Source organism: Shewanella sp. AS16 (assembly GCF_021412365.1).
GTDB classification, from domain to species: Bacteria; Pseudomonadota; Gammaproteobacteria; order Enterobacterales; family Shewanellaceae; genus Shewanella; species Shewanella salipaludis.
Map to the genome: position 1 here is coordinate 1 of NZ_JAKCLK010000023.1, position 2,549 is coordinate 2,549.

Sequence of the window (2,549 nt, forward strand, 5' to 3'; positions counted from 1 at the left end):
CAGTTTTCGTAACTTTGTTTAATGTGTAACTTGAAAACTTCTCGCCATTAAATGACGTATAGACGTAACGATCTTTTTTTCCACCGTTAGGAATTATTAAATCAAAAAAAACATCACCCTTGCTTTTCTTTTTCTTCAAGTCGGATTCGATTTTTGAGAAAAATTCGCTCGGGCTATAAATATCAGTAGCATAGACAATAAATAAAGTTTTATCTTTATTTTTTATTGCTTCTATTTGATATTTTTTATCTTTTTTCATAATTTCAACCTAGCTACGCCACCATCTATTAATTGGCAAACGGTATCGATGATTGCGATTGATTCTAATTTGTTAATTGTCTTCGTGTCAGCTATTCCTGGTTTCATATGAAACAAACCATGCCTGTTCTCATGCCAGTAAGTGTAGCATTCACACAAAACTTCCGCTATTTCACCATTTATAGTTTCTTGGTGTATTTCTCTGATTATATATTTGGGTTTGTTTTCAGTGAAGTATTCGCCAAGGTTCTTTGATGATGATGGATTGCAAACATCATTAAGTATTTGATATATAAAGCCTTCTATGGCTCTTAATGCAGAGAAGCAGTATGTTGAGTAATCTTCCATTTCGACATCTATTTTTTTCATTATTAGCGAGCATGATAGCTGTTTTTTGATATCTTCATGGATTTTATCGATGCTTTTTGGTAGTTTGCTATGCAACTCGGACTCAATAGTTTCTTTTTTTATGTCAACATTAAATTCTTTATTTTTTTGTTCGACAATCTCTTTCATGTTTAGTATTGAGCACATGAAATCGTTAATCAAACTCGCGATTTGAAGGTATTTTCCTTGGAATTGAATAGAGCCGCGCTTGTAAATTTTTGCCCTGACCCTGTCACCATTGCTGGTGGTCATAATATATTGGTGTTTACAATTAGGATCGTTATTATTATCTTCTGTTATTGTTATCCCCTCTTCAGAAAGAAATTCAAATAGATTTGCCCTGTCATCATCACTGAATTTTGGAATGGTGTATTCAAAGTTCTTTGTGTCTGAATACAAACTGTTTTCTTTTATAATCAAGGCGATTTCATCAAAGTAAGTGTTATTTTGCCCAGACGCTCTTCCGATAGTGGTATTTCCGCCTGATGGCATTAGTTTTATTAAGAAGTCTATTCCTTTATATGTGCCAGATATGTGAGTTTCTCTTTCGTTTTTTACATTAGAGGAATAGTTTGTGACGCCATTCTGCGTCAGAGCAGACTCAATCTTGTCAATATTGATATTTAGTGCTTTAAACGGGTTCTGTGCCATTGGGTCAATCCGTTGTTTTTTTTGAATATGTACAGATCTTGTTTTTTTGTCAACGGAATAGCTGTTCGTTGACTTGATAGACCGATTGATTCATCATCTCATAAATAAAGAAAAACCACCGCTACCAACGGTGGTTTTCTCAAGGTTCGCTGAGCTACCAACTCTTTGAACCAAGGTAACTGGCTTGGAGGAGCGCAGTCACCAAAATCTGTTCTTTCAGTTTAGCCTTAACAGGTGCATAACTTCAAGACAAACTCCTCTAAATCAGTTACCAATGGCTGCTGCCAGTGGCGATAAGTCGTGTCTTACCGGGTTGGACTCAAGACGATAGTTACCGGATAAGGCGCAGCGGTCGGGCTGAACGGGGGGTTCGTGCACACAGCCCAGCTTGGAGCGAACGACCTACACCGAACTGAGATACCAACAGCGTGAGCTATGAGAAAGCGCCACGCTTCCCGAAGGGAGAAAGGCGGACAGGTATCCGGTAAGCGGCAGGGTCGGAACAGGAGAGCGCACGAGGGAGCTTCCAGGGGGAAACGCCTGGTATCTTTATAGTCCTGTCGGGTTTCGCCACCTCTGGCTTGAGCGTCGATTTTTGTGATGCTCGTCAGGGGGGCGGAGCCTATGGAAAAACGCCTGCGGCGTTGGCTTCTTCCGGTGCTTTGCTTTTTGCTCACATGTTCTTTCCGGCTTTATCCCCTGATTCTGTGGATAACCGTATTACCGCTTTTGAGTGAGCTGACACCGCTCGCCGCAGTCGAACGACCGAGCGTAGCGAGTCAGTGAGCGAGGAAGCGGAAGAGCGCCTTATGTGACATTTTCTCCTTACGCTCTGTTGTGCCGTTCGGCATCCTGTCCTGAGAGTTATCTCTCTGTGCTATTTTCTACTTCAAAGCGTGTCTGGATGCTGTTCTGGAGTTCTTGGGGTCTGACGCTCAGTGGAACGAAAACTCACGTTAAGCAACGTTTTCTGCCTCTGACGCCTCTTTTAATGGTCTCAGATGTCCTTTGGTCACCAGTTCTGCCAGCGTGAAGGAATAATGGCCGAGCATATTGATATGTCCGTGGCAAAGCGGGGAGAGGCGTGCGATATCTTCATCATTCAGTGTTTCACCCTGCGCCCGGAGATGATCCAGGGCTGCCTGCATATAAATAGTGTTCCATAACACGACGGCGTTAGTGACCAGCCCCAGTGTGCCCAGTTGATCTTCCTGACCGTCGGTATATCGTTTTCTTATCTCACCTTTTTGACC

General features: G+C 42.1%; 3 protein-coding genes. All 3 read right to left on the minus strand.

The window, feature by feature from the left end; all coding sequences use genetic code 11:
- Positions 1-259, minus strand: a 259-nt coding sequence (gene lsoB, locus LZP73_RS19070) for a type II toxin-antitoxin system antitoxin LsoB (RefSeq protein WP_087673580.1), incomplete at its 3' end; no start/stop codon positions are given.
- Positions 256-1,296: a type II toxin-antitoxin system mRNA endoribonuclease LsoA gene (lsoA, locus tag LZP73_RS19075; RefSeq protein WP_113341379.1), complete on the minus strand. Its 1,041-nt coding sequence runs from the start codon at positions 1,294-1,296 to the stop codon at positions 256-258. The genes lsoA and lsoB, both read right to left, overlap by 4 nt.
- 956 nt (positions 1,297-2,252) lie before the next feature.
- A partial coding sequence (locus tag LZP73_RS19080; RefSeq protein WP_142911098.1) for a Tn3 family transposase occupies positions 2,253-2,549 on the minus strand: 297 nt, incomplete at its 5' end.

What these genes read in the sequence shown, in the direction of transcription:
- lsoA (WP_113341379.1), bottom strand. Translation starts at nt 1,296, where the DNA reads ATGGCACAGAACCCGTTTAAAGCACTAAATATCAATATTGACAAGATT.